At 67.8% G+C, this 14,011-nt stretch carries 18 protein-coding genes; 17 read left to right on the forward strand and 1 reads right to left on the reverse strand.

Annotated features, from left to right (window positions below):
- Positions 1 to 20 precede the first annotated feature (20 nt).
- The 8 genes from S101446_RS03300 to S101446_RS03330 all read left to right on the forward strand — a co-directional run bounded on the left by S101446_RS03300 (position 21) and on the right by S101446_RS03330 (position 7,705).
- Positions 21 to 521: a phage scaffolding protein gene (locus tag S101446_RS03300; protein ID WP_244184452.1), complete on the forward strand. Its 501-nt coding sequence runs from the start codon at positions 21 to 23 to the stop codon at positions 519 to 521.
- Positions 522 to 1,005: 484 nt separating this feature from the next.
- The gene (locus S101446_RS03305) at positions 1,006 to 1,701 is read left to right on the forward strand and encodes a cupin domain-containing protein (RefSeq protein ID WP_087607597.1); all 696 of its coding nucleotides are present in this window, start codon (positions 1,006 to 1,008) and stop codon (positions 1,699 to 1,701) included.
- A 109-nt stretch (positions 1,702 to 1,810) separates the two neighbouring features.
- Positions 1,811 to 2,002: a hypothetical protein gene (locus S101446_RS17610; RefSeq protein ID WP_157684804.1), complete on the forward strand. Its 192-nt coding sequence runs from the start codon at positions 1,811 to 1,813 to the stop codon at positions 2,000 to 2,002.
- Positions 2,003 to 2,320: 318 nt separating this feature from the next.
- Positions 2,321 to 3,673 (forward strand): DUF4043 domain-containing protein, encoded by a 1,353-nt coding sequence (locus tag S101446_RS03310; RefSeq protein WP_087608817.1) that lies wholly within the window; start codon positions 2,321 to 2,323, stop codon positions 3,671 to 3,673.
- A 142-nt stretch (positions 3,674 to 3,815) separates the two neighbouring features.
- Positions 3,816 to 4,331: a hypothetical protein gene (locus S101446_RS03315; RefSeq protein WP_244184453.1), complete on the forward strand. Its 516-nt coding sequence runs from the start codon at positions 3,816 to 3,818 to the stop codon at positions 4,329 to 4,331.
- Entirely contained in the window at positions 4,331 to 4,981 is a 651-nt protein-coding gene (locus S101446_RS03320; protein WP_087607599.1) for a hypothetical protein, read from the forward strand. Before S101446_RS03315 ends, S101446_RS03320 begins: the two co-directional genes overlap by 1 nt.
- A 126-nt stretch (positions 4,982 to 5,107) precedes the next feature.
- On the forward strand, positions 5,108 to 5,974 hold the full coding sequence (locus S101446_RS03325) for a hypothetical protein (RefSeq protein ID WP_087607600.1): 867 nt from the start codon (positions 5,108 to 5,110) through the stop codon (positions 5,972 to 5,974).
- A 243-nt stretch (positions 5,975 to 6,217) separates the two neighbouring features.
- The gene (locus tag S101446_RS03330; RefSeq protein ID WP_087607601.1) at positions 6,218 to 7,705 is read left to right on the forward strand and encodes a phage tail protein; all 1,488 of its coding nucleotides are present in this window, start codon (positions 6,218 to 6,220) and stop codon (positions 7,703 to 7,705) included.
- On the opposite strand, the gene S101446_RS03335 is transcribed toward S101446_RS03330, so the two are convergent.
- Positions 7,706 to 7,858: a hypothetical protein gene (locus S101446_RS03335; protein WP_155820350.1), complete on the reverse strand. Its 153-nt coding sequence runs from the start codon at positions 7,856 to 7,858 to the stop codon at positions 7,706 to 7,708.
- A 135-nt stretch (positions 7,859 to 7,993) separates the two neighbouring features.
- On the opposite strand from S101446_RS03335, the gene S101446_RS03340 reads away from it, so the two are divergent.
- The 9 genes from S101446_RS03340 to S101446_RS03380 all read left to right on the forward strand — a co-directional run bounded on the left by S101446_RS03340 (position 7,994) and on the right by S101446_RS03380 (position 14,004).
- Positions 7,994 to 8,425 carry a hypothetical protein gene (locus S101446_RS03340; protein WP_019091668.1) on the forward strand — a complete coding sequence of 144 codons (432 nt, stop codon included), beginning with the start codon at positions 7,994 to 7,996 and terminating at the stop codon, positions 8,423 to 8,425.
- A 96-nt stretch (positions 8,426 to 8,521) separates the two neighbouring features.
- Positions 8,522 to 8,833 carry a hypothetical protein gene (locus S101446_RS03345; RefSeq protein WP_019091669.1) on the forward strand — a complete coding sequence of 104 codons (312 nt, stop codon included), beginning with the start codon at positions 8,522 to 8,524 and terminating at the stop codon, positions 8,831 to 8,833.
- A gap of 47 nt (positions 8,834 to 8,880) precedes the next feature.
- Positions 8,881 to 9,006 (forward strand): hypothetical protein, encoded by a 126-nt coding sequence (locus S101446_RS18595; protein ID WP_268762529.1) that lies wholly within the window; start codon positions 8,881 to 8,883, stop codon positions 9,004 to 9,006.
- Complete coding sequence (locus S101446_RS03350) at positions 8,999 to 10,297, forward strand: hypothetical protein (RefSeq protein WP_157684805.1); 1,299 nt, start codon at positions 8,999 to 9,001, stop codon at positions 10,295 to 10,297. Before S101446_RS18595 ends, S101446_RS03350 begins: the two co-directional genes overlap by 8 nt.
- A gap of 389 nt (positions 10,298 to 10,686) precedes the next feature.
- Positions 10,687 to 11,604 carry a hypothetical protein gene (locus S101446_RS03360; protein ID WP_157684806.1) on the forward strand — a complete coding sequence of 306 codons (918 nt, stop codon included), beginning with the start codon at positions 10,687 to 10,689 and terminating at the stop codon, positions 11,602 to 11,604.
- A 13-nt stretch (positions 11,605 to 11,617) separates the two neighbouring features.
- Positions 11,618 to 11,827: a hypothetical protein gene (locus S101446_RS03365; RefSeq protein ID WP_087607604.1), complete on the forward strand. Its 210-nt coding sequence runs from the start codon at positions 11,618 to 11,620 to the stop codon at positions 11,825 to 11,827.
- Positions 11,824 to 12,975: a hypothetical protein gene (locus tag S101446_RS03370; RefSeq protein ID WP_087607605.1), complete on the forward strand. Its 1,152-nt coding sequence runs from the start codon at positions 11,824 to 11,826 to the stop codon at positions 12,973 to 12,975. The genes S101446_RS03365 and S101446_RS03370 overlap by 4 nt, the downstream gene beginning before the upstream one ends.
- The gene (locus tag S101446_RS03375) at positions 12,968 to 13,645 is read left to right on the forward strand and encodes a phage baseplate assembly protein V (protein ID WP_087607606.1); all 678 of its coding nucleotides are present in this window, start codon (positions 12,968 to 12,970) and stop codon (positions 13,643 to 13,645) included. The genes S101446_RS03370 and S101446_RS03375 overlap by 8 nt, the downstream gene beginning before the upstream one ends.
- Positions 13,642 to 14,004 (forward strand): phage tail protein, encoded by a 363-nt coding sequence (locus S101446_RS03380; protein WP_087607607.1) that lies wholly within the window; start codon positions 13,642 to 13,644, stop codon positions 14,002 to 14,004. Before S101446_RS03375 ends, S101446_RS03380 begins: the two co-directional genes overlap by 4 nt.
- Positions 14,005 to 14,011 lie beyond the last annotated feature (7 nt).

Consider the following 14,011-nt stretch of genomic DNA (forward strand, 5'->3'; position numbering starts at 1 on the left):
TTCCTGAACGGAGGCATGACATGACCCGATCAAGCGTTCCCGAAACCCCCGACATGGACACGATGCGCCGCGAACTGGCCGCCCTGCGCGCCGAACGTGACGAAGCCATGCAGGCCCGCACCACGCTGGAAGCCGACCTGGCCCGCGCCACCGAACAGGCCACCACCGCCCGCACCCGCGCCAGCCGCGCCGTGATCCGCGCCGAAGCCCGCGCCATGGCCGCCCGCATGGGCGCGGTCGAACCCGCCGATGTCGTGCGGCTGGTGGACCTGTCTGCCGTTACACTGGCCGATGACGGCACGCCGCAGGGGCTGGACGCGATCATGCAGGCCGCGCGTGACAACCGCGCCTATCTGTTCACCACGCCGCAGCCCGCATCGGGGGCCGCGATCGGCACCACCGCATCCGGCCCCGCGCCGCGCGCGGGCGATCCCGCCCCGTTCGACGCCCGCACGGCGGGCACGCGTGATGTGAAGGCGGCGGCGAATGCCGCGGGCCTGCGCTGGCCGGTGGCGACCTAGAACCATGACCGGAAGGGGCGGGGCGATGTCCTGTTTTCACTATTTAATAAGTCGATTGTCATTGTCGCCTGAATGGTAAACAGGATTGAGTTCCCGTCTGTCCGCAATAAGGGAGATGCCCGCTTATTCTGGAAATTGGCCCACTTATGCCAATAATTCGCGATATACAGGAATCAGGCGTGGCGTTTTCAATGTCGTCATTTTTATTTATTCTTTATGTGTGTCTTCTGTATTCCTTCTACTGCCGGGCATGAACAGAATACGCAGGCATGCACGCAACCGCCTTGCATGACGTTTATAAGAAACTGCTTGAAAAAATCTTTGTCAGAAACGTCCTTGATAACAGACACGGTAGGCCACGGCGCTGTCATGGGTGACGCACGGGCAGCCATATGTTACGGTTGCGATCTGTAATCCACCCGGTGCAAACGGGTAACCCCATACCGCCTGCAACAGGGTGAACACACCCGAAGGACCATACTGAATGACCCCGACCGACGTGACCGCACGCAGCTTTGTCGACCTGCGCGCCTTTGCCGATGCATCCATGCCCGCGCCGGGTGATTTCCTGCGCGCCCGCACGAAGCTTGCGGGGCAGGGGGACGGGCTGTCGGTCATGGCCTGCGCGCCGCAGGGCGCGGGGCTGGTCACGGGCATGCAGGCGGATGAATTCGTGATCGTCCTGACGGGTGAGCTGAATATCGGTGCGAATGTCCTTGGTCCGGACGCCTGCATTGTCATGCCAAGGGGCAGCGCCTTCAGCTGGGCCGCCGCACCGGGCACGCGGGCGATCGCCATGCGCTGCGACACCAGCACGCCGGGGGCGCAGACGCCGGTGGTGATTAATCCCGACCCGGTCATGGCGCCCTCTGCCGCGCCTTCGGCGGCGGTGCTGATTGGTCCGGCGCCCACCTGCCACAGCTTCAATGACTATAAATCCGCCAATGGCGAACTGCGCTGCGGCACATGGTCCTCCACCCCCTATGCCCGCCGCGCCGTGCGCTATGACCATGCCGAACTGATGTACCTGATCGAAGGTAGCGTGACGCTGGTTGATGGCGCGGGACGGGAAAAGACGTTTGTGAAGGGCGACATCTTCTTTGTCGAACGCGGTGCTGAATGCGCATGGGACAACCGGGAGATGGTAAAGAAAGTCTATGTGATCTTCCGCCCGGCCTGATGCGGGTCATAAAGAATCTTCTGGTGCAGGTTTTTCAGACAGCCTTGGAAAATGCCGCCCTTTTAAAAAAAGGCGGCACCCGGAAACTTTTATTCTGATTTTCCAGATCATGACGGCACTGGTTTTTCCCACAATTACCATGGCTGCGGACACACCCCCGGCAGACGTCACGGCTTTTATCCATGATGCGGAAATCTGCCAGTACCTGGCCGGGGAATGGGATGGCACGCTACCCGATGCCCGGAAAAAAGACCTGACGGCAGAAACCGGCGCACATTGCGCCACCGTTGATGCACAGTAGAAAATCCTGCGCAGGAAATACAGGCATAGTAAAAACATACTGCCAAAAATAAACGCTTATGATTTCGGGTAATTAAACCCGTCCGTGACGTGAATGATACCCGTGGGGCCAATATGCCCCATATGCCACCCTTTACCCGTTCCGCGCCCCGTCATGCCGCGCGGAACCGGCAAGGGGCCTGTGACCGGTCGTACGCGCCGCGCCCCTGATCCAATCCACCCGGCCCCTTCATGGCGCAGCCCGCCATGGCCACCCCTGCCGCCGCCAGTGCATTCCCTGCATGGCGGCTTTTTTCGTTTTTTCAAGGAAATGAAATTCATGGCCATCGCCAATTTCCCCGCCGCCCTGCAGCCGGTCATCCAGCAGGGTTTCCTGTCGCGCGCGTTCCAAGACGCCCTGCAGTCGCGGCTGGGTTTCCGCTCGATCGCGGACCAGATGGAATTCCCCGCCCGCATCGGCCAGACCATTACCGACACCCGCGCGGGCCTGCTGCCACCGGCGACAACCCCGCTCAACCCCACCGCCAACACCAGCTTCGACAACGGCATGACCCCCGCCGAATGGTCGGTCGAACAGTACACGCTGACCATCAACCAGTACGGCAACACCATGGACCTAAACCAGGTGACCGAGGGTGTCGGCATCGCCAACCAGTTCCTGGCCAATGCGTCGCGCCTGGGCATCAACGCACGCCAGACGCTGGACCGCCTGGCGCGCAACGCGCTGTTTGGCGGGGCGCAGAACGGGGTGGGCGGCTACCTTGGCGGCAATACCCGCGTCACCGCCACGCTGGGGGCGGCTGGCGGCACGGTGGCGGTGGATGACATCCGCGGGTTCCAGACCATCCTGTCGGATGAGGGACAGGCCGTGTCCGTTGGCGCGTCGGCCGGCATGACCGTCACCGTCGGGGCCGGGTCGTACACGCTGGTGGGCACGACGGCGGACGCCACCAATACCTCCACCGCGCCCGACGGGATTTCGGGCACGCTGACGTTCTCGGCGTCCGTCAAGGTGGCGGATGGCACGGCAGGCAACGCGGTCATCGCCGCCACGGCCCCGCTGGTGCTGCGGCCCAACGCGCGCGCCACCACGGCGGCGCTGGCGGCGGGCGACCTGCTGAGCGTGCAGTCCATCCTTGGCGCGCTGGCCACCCTGCGTGACAACAACGTGCCGACGCCCGATGGCGGGGTGTACCACTGCTATCTGGACAATGCGCAGCTTCTGGGCCTGTTCCGGGACGAGGACTTCAAACTGCTGTATCGCGGGCAGTACGGGTCCGACACATACCAGAACGGCCAGATCTTTGACCTGCTGGGCGTGCGTTTCATCCCCACGACCGAGGCCCCGCAGCAGGCGTCCCTGGGCGCGGGCAACATCCACCGCGCCATCATCTGCGGGCAGGGCGCGCTGGTCGAAGGTGATTACGCCAATATCGGCACCCATTACGCGCCCCTGCTGGATGGCGGCGAACTGACGGATGTGGACGGCGTGTGCATGATCACCCGCCCCGCGCTGGACCGTCTGGCGCAGATCATCGCGCAGTCGTGGTCGTGGATCGGCGGCTTTGCCCTGCCGACCGACCTGACCGCCGATACCTCGGTCATTCCCACCGCGACCAACAGCTACCTCAAGCGTGGGGTGGTGATCGAAAGCCTGGGCGCCGGGGCGTAATCCCCCTGTGGGTGGCGGCACGCGTCCGCCACCTGCATCGTGCAAAACATCTAAGGACGTTTCTGGTGAAGCCTGTTTCAAAAAGCTTCGGAAAGCGCCGCCTTTGCGAAAGAAGGCGGCACCCGGAAACTTTCATCCATCCATGACAGGCGCAACCGGGGAGGCAACAGGCATGACCGATACGGATACAACCACGGCCGCCAGCGGGTCCGCCACGGATGCCGCGAATACGACGGGCGCCATCACGCCCACGCCGCCCCCCACCGCCGCAACGGTTGCCGATACGCCGCTTGTGGACGGCGAACTGGCGCAGGCGCGGCGTTACATGGGCTATCCCGCCATGGGCAGTCAGGACAGCGGCATGCAGTCGTGGCGGTTTTTCCGGGTCTACGGCTTCAACGAATGGCGGCTGCGCAACCTTGCCCCCGCCGAATGCGCGCAGGCGCGGGCGTTCATCATGCAGTGCCAGATGCTGGAAGGCGCGATCATGGCGGCGACCGCCAACCTTGACACCGATCGCGCGGCGGTATGGATCCGCAACCGCACCGAGGTCACGGACCGCTTCACCCTGTACACGCGCTGGCGGGTGCAGCTTTGCAACTTTCTGGGCATCCCGCCGGGTCCGGGCCTGCGTGGGGTGGGGGAGATCGTGATCTGATGGACCAGCCAGCCCTGTGCCACCTTGCCGCGCGTGGCTTTGCACTGGCGGCGGCCCGCGTGGGGGCGGCCACCATGCAGTACCGTCCCGCAACCGCCACCGCCCCGTGCGCCACGCCCCATGCCCGGACCATGGCGGCGTTCAGCAATGACCGGGCCTTCGGCTTTGCCGGGCCGGCGCTGTGGGACGTGCCCTTCGTCTATGCCCTGATGGATACGACGGACGTGCGGGCGGGGGACATCCTGACCTGCGGGGGCGAGACCTGGTTCATCGCCCGCGCCGAACCCTTCCGCCCGCCCCTGTGCGTGCTGTGCAACGCGGTGGTGGACATCACCACCACCGTGGCGCAGGCAGCCGACGTGGCCGCCCCCGGCGGCTATGCCACGTCAGGCGACATGACGGCGCAGGTGCCGTGCGCCACCGGCTGGCCCGCCATGATCCGTCCCGGCAGCGGGGCGGGCGTTCCCGGCCCGGCCCAGCCCGGCGCGATCCACGCGGGCGGGTTCGAGATGTTCCTGCCCGCCATTCCCGGCGTCACCATCCAGCCCGCCATGTGGGCGCGGGATGCGGGCGGCACGCGCTACACCATTGGCGGCGCACGCGCCGGGCCATGGGGCACGCGCTGCCAGCTGGGCCAGCAGCAGGTCTGACCCCATGCGGCGCGTCGTTCCATGCGGACACGGAACGCGCACCATCAGGCGAGCCGGCAGCGGGACCGGGCGCCAACCCATGACATCATGCCCCCGCCAGGGGGGAGGAGCAGGAGCCGATATGACATGGCCGACATCTCCACCATATCCACCACGATTGCGGCGGCCCTCGCCGCTGCGCTGTGCCCCGATGGCACGGCGTCGGGGGCGGTTACCGGGCGGCCGCTCGTCATCCGCCGTGGCGCGCTGACGCAGGCCGACCTGGGGGAGGCGGCCCGTACGCTGCAGCAGGGCTGTGACTTCATCACCATTGCCGACCTGGCCGAAAGCTGGGCGCGGGTGGATGAACCGCTGGGCCGCCCGTGGCGCATGGACGCGGCAGTGCCCGCCACCGTGCGCATTGCGGTCAGCAGCGTCACGGCCACCGTCACGGTGGATGCCGGGGCCACGCCATCGGGCACGGTGGGGCTGCGCGCCCGTGGCCTGCCGGGCGTTACGGGCGATGCGTGCAGCCTGCACGTGGCAACCGCGACGGATACGGCGGCCACCATCGCCGCCGCCATCGCCGCCGCCATGCCCGGCGCCACCTGCAGCGGGGCGGGCATCACGCTGCCCGCCACGGCCGTGGCGCGGGCCATCAACGCGGGCACGCTGTCGGCGCGCTGTGTCGCGCGCAGGCAGCAGCAGGTCTTTGTCATCACCGCATGGTCGGCCACCCCTGCCGGGCGCGACGCGCTGGGCTGCGCCCTGGCCGATGCGCTGGCGCTGACCGACTGGCTGACGGATGAAGGCGGCTCCACCTTCCGTATCGAGGCCCGCGCCACCACCAACGACGACACCGCCATGAACCGGGGCATCTTTTCCCGGCCCGCGCGCTTCCTCGTCACCTATGACACCGACCTGACCCGCGTGGTCCCGGCCATGCTGGCCGGTGGCACGGGCATTGGCCCCGATGTCACGCGCGGGGACGTGCTGCTGGATACCGGCGGCTGACCCGCCTGTATCCGCCATCATGACACGCGGCAGGCCGGATGCCCGCCCGTGGGAACACCGGCCAGGCGCATCATCGCGCAGGGCGCAGGCCAGGCGGAATGACACCGTGGCCCCGACATGGGCTGGCGCCTGCGGCAACGGCCTGCCTTTTGGCCACGCCATCCCGGCGGGACACCGCATGCGTGTCACCCCACACCCGTCTTTTCACGCGGCGACGCCGCGCAACAGGGAAATACAGATACCATGACCATTTACCAGTCCGGGCAGCTCAACACCAACAGCCTGAACGTGCCCGACCTGTATGTGCAGGTCCAGCGCCCGCAGACGCTGGCGCTGAACGGCGTGCCGTCGGGGCGGATCGGCCTGGTCGGCACCGCCGCGTGGGGGCCGGTGGGCACGCCGGTCATCGTGGGCGCGATGGGGGACTGCCTGTCCGCCTTTGGCCCCAAGCAGGCGCTGTCCAGCGACATCGGCACGGCGGTCAACATCGCGCTGCTGCAGGGGGCGGCGGATTTCCGCTGCGTGCGCGTGACCGATGGCACGGACGCCGCCGCCACCGGCACGCTGGACGGCGTCACCCTGACCGCGCTTCATACCGGCAGCGCGGGCAACGCCATCGCCGCCACCGTGACGCAGGATGGCATCATCACCACCAATTATACCCTGGCCATCACCCATGCGGTGCTGGGCAGCCGGACCTATCGCGGCGCCACGTGGGCCGTCCTGGCGGCGGCGGTGGCGGCCGACAGCACGGCGCTGGTGCGCGTCACGTTGCCCAGCACGGTCCCGGCGCTGGCGGCGGGCACGGTCACGCTGGCGGGTGGCGTCGATGGCGGCGTGCCGGGCACGGCGGCGTTCGTGGGCACGGATGGCGTGACGCGCACCGGGCTGTACGCCCTGCGCGGGCAGGGCTGCGCGCTGGGGCTGCTGCAGGGGGTGAGCGACAGCACGTCATGGACCACGCAGGCCGCCTTTGGCCTGTCGGAAGGGGTGTACATGATCGCCTGCGGCCCGGCGGGCGACACCATTGCCAACGCGGCGGCCATGAAGGCAGCGGCAGGCGTGGACAGCTATGCCATCAAGCTGATGTTTGGCGACTGGCTGTGGTGGGATGATGACACCAATGGCGACATGCTGGTGCCGCCGCAGGCGTTCGTCGCTGGTATCCTGGGCGGCCTGTCGCCCGAACAGTCCAGCCTGAACAGGGAACTGTCGGGCGTGATCGGCAGCCAGAAGGCGGGGCTGGTGTCCAGCGGGCAGGCCGCGACCTATTCCACGGCCGAGCTTTCGGCCCTGTTCGGCGCGGGCATCGACGTGATCTGCAACCCCGCGCCGGGCGGCAGCTACTGGGCGGTGCGCGGCGGGATCAACACCAGTTCGGATGGCGATACGGATGATGACAGCTATACCCGCCTGACCAACTACATTGCCGAAACCATCAGTTCGGGCATGGGCGCGTTTGTCGGCGCCGTCATCAGCACCACGCTGTTTGGCGATATCCGCGCCGTGCTGCTGGGCACGCTGTCCAACATGGTGGGCGGCGGCATACTGGGGGCGACAACGGATTACGCGGTGGTGTGCGACACGTCCAACAACCCGCAATCGGCCACGGCGCTGGGTTACGTGCGGGCCGACGTGCAGGTGCGCTACCAGGGCATCAACCGCTTCTTTGTCGTGAACCTGCAGGGCGGGGCGAGTGTCACGGTCAGCACCGCCACACCCGCCGCCTGATCAGCCTGCTTTCGCGCGCCGCCTTTCTTCCGACAGCACGCGACCGCACAGTTCCTTTATTTCCTCATGCGTCAGCGAGGCCGGGTGGCTCAGCCCCCGCGCGGCAATGGCGGCGAGGTCTTTTGTGGGTGGTTTTTCGGGTGTGGTGCCCATCGGGGTGCTCCATGCGGGATGAAGCAGCATGTTCACGCCCGCGTGACCCGCGCCGCCACATAAAAATACGCATGACATCCATGCACAACAATGATGGGCCACCCGCGCGGTGGCCCCTTTTTCATGGAGCAACGAATGTCCGCCAAACCCTTCAATATCGGCCGCGACTGCCGCGTGGTGCTGGTCTATGACGGTAGCCGCGTGGACCTGCCCACCGTCACGGGCTTCACCGCGCAGCAGCGCACCCACCAGCTTACATCCAACCCGCTGAACGACATGCCCATGTTCTATGACGTGCCGGGCGGGTGGGGCGGCCAGTTCACCTTCCAGCGCGACGGCGCGGGGGCGGATGACCTGTTTGCCGCCATCGAAAGCGGCTTCTGGTCGGCGGGCACGGTGGTGCTGGGCAGCATCTACCAGTACGTGACGGAATGCGACGGGTCGCTCAGCACGTATGAATTCGTGGGCGCGTCGCTGCAGTTGTCCGATGCGGGGCGTTACCAGTCCGAAACGCTGGTCAGCCAGACCATCACCTTCGCCGCCCGCGCGCGCAACCGCGTTTCCTGAAACGACCGGACGTTTCCGGGTACCGCCTTTTTTCAAAAAGGCGGCACATCCTGAACCTGCCTGAAAACGGTCACTGACAGCCAGAAGGCCCGCAGCATGAGCGAACACACCATAAAAACCAGCGATGGCCGTACCATCACCTACCGCGAACGCGGGCCGGGGGATGTGCTGGCGCTGCTGGAATTCGGCCCGGCCAGCCCGTCACCCGCATGGGTGGAATACGCGCTGATGGTGGCGTCGGTCGAGGCGATCGACGGCGTGCCCGCCATCCGTCCCACCAGCCGCGTACAACTGGAACAGCTGGCCAACCAGATCGGCAATGCCGGCATGACCGCCCTGTCAGACGCGCTGTATGGCGCGGACGGGGAAGACAGGGCCACGGCGGAAAGCACCGCGGCAAAAAACTGAGCCGGCACCCCGCCCTGATCGAGGTCGCGGCCCTGGTCAGGAACGGGGTGCCGTGGGACGTGGCCATGACCATGCCGCGCGTGCGGCGCATGGCCTTTCTTGTAGCGTTTGGCGAACTGGCGGGCGGGCGATATGACTGGACTGCGCAACAATGGGACGACCCCCATGGCTGAAATCTCCCGCATCATCGCGCGCCTGCCGCGTAACGGGCGACCGGGCATGCCGGGGCGGCTGGCGATGGTCGTGGGGCGCATCATCCGCCATGCCCGCGCGGGACGGCGCAACATGGCGTTTGCGCCACGTCCCGGCGGGCGGGGGGCGACGGCGGCCCCGGTCCCCATGATGCCGCCCGTGTCAATGGCCATGCCAATGTCCATGCCTGTATCGATGCCTGTATCCATGCCGGTGTCCATGCACGCGTCCATGCCCGCGTCCGTATCCGTGCCCGGCCGGCCTGTCCGCGCCCCGGCGGGGCATGGTCCGCCCACATCCGCCCCGCATGGCGGGAACAGGGGCGGATACGCCGTGTTCCCTTCCATGCCACGCGGGGACGGGCAGGGGTTATCCGCCCCCCCGGCCATGACCCGTCCCGCGATCCCGCCATCGTCATCACGCCCTGTCCCTGGTCCCGTGCGAGGGACACAACGCGCGACGCCATGCCTGCCCGCGCGCGCCGCCGCCATGCCATGGACCGGACAGGTTGCATCGCGCGCCATGCCCGTCGGCGCGGCAATCCCGGCATCATGGAACAGGACGGCGGCCACGGCGGTGGCTGTCACGCCACGGGGGCGCACCGCGTCCCCGGCCGTCGCGTCCATCATGCCACGGGGACACATTGCATTCCCTGTCGCCATGTCCGCCGCGTCACGGGGACGCATTGCATCCCCTGTCGCCATGTCCGTCGCGCCACGGGATCACACACCCGCCACTCCTGCGCCGCACCGGGCGCGGGACGAGGGCAAGACAGCGGCCCCCGCCATGCCGTCCGGTCGGGCCATGCCCGTTCCCATACCGCCATGGCGTCACCAGCGGACGGGTGGGGCGCGCGCGGGCATGGCGTTCCCCGCCATCCGCGCCATGGCGGGAACAGGGGGCCACGCGACAACGGGACCAGCCATGCCGCGTGCCGTAACCATGCCCATGCCCCGCGCGCCATCACGCCGCATGACCCCGTTTCCGGCATTCGTGCCGCCACATGACAGGGCATGGGGCAGGCCGCCGTTCATCAGTCCCGGTCCCATTGAACGGACGGGGGCCAGCGCGCCATCCCGGCGTGATGGCGGGCGCGGCGACAGGCTGCCGGTCATGCAGGTCACCATTCCCGTCACCCTGGACCATCAGGCGGTGGGACAGGCCATGGCCCGGATCGACACCGCCGCCGCCCGGCACGAACTGCGCGCCACCGGCACCGCGCCCGACGTGATCCGCTATCCGCAGATGCCGGGGCGTGCGGTGGGCGTGTGAATGTCCGGCGCGGGTCGTAAGCCCCGGGATGTGCTGCCGACGACAGGCCAGGGTCAAGGCGGCCCGGCGTGTTGTCGTTCCTGAAAAAGTGATGCCGCACCGTGATTGCAACGGCCACCCGCGCCACAAATGCGGTGATCGCCAGCAGGGCGCGGCCAGACCCGGAAATTTTTACCAATCGGTTATTTTGCAATACTTTCATGGTGGCAGACGATACATGCGGCAATTTCCCTTCCGGCCTGCACGGTCTGGCGTTAGACAGGGGCAATGATGGCACGGCTGCGTAATACCGCGCGCGTCGTGGCCCTTTCCCCCATTTTCCTGTTTCCATTCCATCGCGCCCACGCGTCGCCTGCGGGCGGCGGCGGGCCAGCGTGGGGAGCGTGCGCATGTCCCTGACCCTCATGAACGCACAGACGGCCATCGGTTCGATCGGGCGGCTGTGGGCATCCGCCCCCGTGACAATCGGCGGGCTGACCCTGACCGGCATGGAGGTGCCGCACCTGATCCGCGATGGCGGCACCCAGCAGGTCGCCGTCCACCGCCTGCCCGGTGGCAACAGGATCATCGACGCGGTGGGCAACGACCCCGACCGGCTGGAACTGTCGGGCACGTTTGTCGGCCCGACCGCCATCGAACGGGCGTGGATGCTCAAGCAGATGCGCATTGCGGGGCAGCCCGTGGCCTTCTGCGGGGCGGGGCTGTCGCTGCTGGTGCGCATCGTGCAGTATTCGTACGACTACACGCAAAAGGGCATCGTCATTCCCTACCGGCTGGTGCTGGAACAGCCGCCGCAGGTGGCGGCCACGGGGGGCGTCGCCTCCGGCCTGTCGGCGCTGGTGGGGGATGACGCGGGGTCCGCCCTGTCGGACCTTTCGGGCGCGCTGGATGATGTCGCGACCATTGCGGGCGACATCACCGGCCAGCTTTCGACCGTGATGGCGCAGGTCACCCCCATTGCCGACATGACCGGCGCGGGCGGCGTGTTCGCGGGCGTGCAGGACCAGCTGGGCATGGTGGGTGGCCTGTCGGGGGCCGGGGTCAACCTGGCGTCCGCCCCCGACAGCGCCGCCAGCGTGGTGGCCGGGCTGGAGGCATCGGGCGCGGGCCTGGCCACCGGCATTGGCCAGACGGGCGCCAACCTGGGCGCGATCGCCCCCGCCAATGCCGCCAGCCTGTCCACCCTGACCCAGAATGCACAGTTGCATAGCGCCGCCATCACGTCCGGCGCGCTGGTCAACCGCGCCTATGCCAACACGCTGTCGGCCACCGGCGCAACACAGGACGGCCCGCTGGTCACCGCGTAACAGGAGCGCAGACATGCCAACCACGATCAGGGTCACGGCCAGTGATACCTCGCTTTACCACGTCGCGGCCCGGCAACTGGGGGACGCCACGCAGTGGTGGCGCATCGCGCGGCTGAACGGCATGGCCGACCCCGACCTGTCGGGTTTCACCACGCCGGTCACCCTGCTGCTGCCCGCGCCCGACACATCGCAGGACAGTGGCGTGCCGGGGGTGACGTCATGACTGTCGCCACGACATCCACGCCGCCCACGTGGCGCATGCCGCGCGCGCGGGTGCTGGTGGGCGGGGTGGAACGCGCGGAAACCGGGCTGGAACAGTTCACCCTGTCGCGCACGCGCTACAGCCGCGCCGATACGCTGGACATGACGCTGGCGGTGGACCGGACGCGCATTCCGTCGGGCGGGGCGTGGTTCGACCTGCAGCCGGCGGGGCAGGGCGAAACGCTGCCCGATATCGACATTACGCTGCAGATGCGCGATGCGGCGCAGGACGGCGCGCAATGGGTGACGATGTTCCGTGGCATCGTGGACCATGTGGGCCTCAGCCCCGCCGCGACGGCAGTGCAGGTGCAGTGCCGCGACTACCTGGCGAAGCTGCTGGACATGCGGGTGCGTGACGGGTGGATGAACATGACCGGGGCCGACGTGGTCCGCGCCATGGTCACGGCCGCCGGGCTGACGCCCGATGTCACCCTGACCGACGCCATGGTGGGGCAGTTCTGGCAGGTGGAGCACAAGCGCGCCGCCGCCGCCGCCCACAGCCGCTTCCAGACCGCGTTCGACCTGGCCTGCTATGTGGCCACCGGGGCGGGATGCGACCTGTATGCGGATGGCGCCACCATTGTCTGCGCGCCATACCCGACCGCCACCACGGCAAATACCCATGTGCTGGATTATGCCGATACCGGGCCGGACAGCCCCATCGCCATGGGGGCGCATGGCCTGCATTTCGCACGGGATTACCAGGTGGGGCGCGGCGTGGTCGTGCATGTCATGAGCTGGGACAGCCGCCAGCGCAGCCGGGTCGATTATTACTGGTCCGCGACGGGCGGCGCCACGACACCGGGCGGGGGCACGGGCACGCTGCACAGCTTTGCCATGCCCGGCGCGCGGCTGGATGACCTCAAGCGGATCGCACGGCAGAAATACAACCAGATCACGGCGCATGCGCGCACCGTGACCGGCACCATCCCCGGCTGCGTGACGCTGGCGCCGCGCGACTTCATGCGCCTGACCGGCACGGGCACGACATGGGATGGCACGCTGGATGTGGATGCCGTGACCAGCAGCTTTTCATGGCAGGGCGGCTTTTCCCAGCAGGTCACCCTGCGCGCGCGCAACACCACACGGGACGGAGGAACGGATGACTGACACGCGCATGATCGCGGCCAACATGGCTGGCGCACAGGCGCAGCCCGGTTTCGGGCTGGTCAGCGCGGTGGACCCGGTAAACCATGCCGTCAAGGTCATGGCCCAGCCAGCAGGCGTCGAAACCGGCTGGCTGCCCTGGGCCGCCATGCAGGTCGGCAGCCTGCGCATCGCCTGCCCGCCCGATATCGGCACGCATGTGCTGGTCGTGCATGTGGAGGCGGACGCGGAACACGGCGTGGCCGCCATGCCGGTGTATGACGCGGTGGTCATGCCGCCCGCATCCCCCGCCACCGGCAGGCCGGCACAGCCCGGCGAGATGCTGATCGTGGCCGGGTGCGGCGCGCCGCCGGGCAATGGCGAAACCACGCCGGGAAACGCCACGCAGAACGCCCCGTGGTGGCACATCACCAAGGACACGATCTACAGCGGGGCCGGGAACGCCACGGAAACCCTGACCAATGGCGGCAAGGCGTGGAAGGTCGGCGGCGTGGCCATGACGCTGGATGGTAACGGCCTGTCCGTCACCGGCGGCCCCATCGCCACGGATAAGGACATGACCGCGCAGGGCACCGTGACGGGCCAGAAGGACGTGATCGCGAACGGCACGTCCGGCCACAGCCACACCCACCCGGTCACCGATGCGCCGGGCACCACGGGCGCGCCGTCATGAGCGCGCTGTCCCACACCATGGGCGGCGACCTTGACCTGTCGGGCGCTGGCGGCGTGGCCGTGGTCACGGGCGCGGACCAGACCCGGCAGGCGCTGCTGCGCAGGCTGTGCACCAATGCGGGCGCGTATATCTGGCAGCCCGATTACGGCGCGGGCCTGCCCGCCCGGGTTGGCACGGTGATGGATGAGGCGGGCATCCGCGCCCTTGTGCTGCAACAGATGCAGGCCGAGGCAGGCGTGGACCAGACCCAACCCGTCACCGTGACCATAACCAGCCCGAAAATCGGGGCTTATCTTCTGGCCATAGCCTACACCGACGCCACGACCGGCACGGTGCAGGAACTGACACTGAGCACCTGACAGGCGG

This window comes from Komagataeibacter europaeus, assembly GCF_002173515.1.
In the GTDB taxonomy this organism is placed as follows: Bacteria; Pseudomonadota; Alphaproteobacteria; order Acetobacterales; family Acetobacteraceae; genus Komagataeibacter; species Komagataeibacter europaeus.